This window comes from Pandoraea sp. PE-S2R-1 (assembly GCF_002179865.1).
In the GTDB taxonomy this organism is placed as follows: domain Bacteria; phylum Pseudomonadota; class Gammaproteobacteria; order Burkholderiales; family Burkholderiaceae; genus Pandoraea.
Map to the genome: position 1 here is coordinate 1 of NZ_NGUR01000028.1, position 496 is coordinate 496.

The following is a 496-nucleotide window of genomic DNA, read 5'->3' on the forward strand; positions in this document are numbered from 1 at the left end:
AGTTTGTTATTGGGCTACCCGCTGCGATCAATTCGGATATAGGTAGCCCTTGTTCGTTGCTTTCCACTAGGAACGATTTGCGCGTTGTGTCATCGCGTCAAGATAGGTCGCTATGGCTTCGTATGAAGCGAAGCGCCTACCCCCTTCGACGTACGTTGGAACCGGAAACGTTTCGGCACTGATCTGATTGCGGATAGTTCCTTCCGCAACGCATAGAAGTTCTGAGAGTTGTGCGACACCAAGTCTCACACCGTATCGTTCTAGGATGTACGCACGGGTAAGCAAATTCATCTTAGTTCCCCTCGTGGCTAACCAGAAGCTCCCGAGATCTTGATTCCAAAATGCCTGACAGTTCGCCAAGCTTGCGCCGACCTCCTGCGCGGCGTCGAAAGCAATGACGATGGCTTTCACGGGGTCGTCGCTCAGGATGTGGTCGATTGGATGACGCTCCGGGATAACTATTCCTCGGCTCGACCAATAGCGCTTCTCGTTCATC

The 496-nt window shown here is 52.6% G+C and carries 1 protein-coding gene; it reads right to left on the bottom strand.

Features of this window, described 5'->3' with window-relative positions; all coding sequences use genetic code 11:
• Window positions 1-66 precede the first annotated feature (66 nt).
• Window positions 67-291: a hypothetical protein gene (locus CDV44_RS28305; protein ID WP_087691670.1), complete on the bottom strand. Its 225-nt coding sequence runs from the start codon at window positions 289-291 to the stop codon at window positions 67-69.
• Window positions 292-496 lie beyond the last annotated feature (205 nt).

Coding starts and splice junctions, on each gene's coding strand:
- CDV44_RS28305 (WP_087691670.1), bottom strand. CDS start 291: ATGAATTTGCTTACCCGTGCGTACATCCTAGAACGATACGGTGTGAGA.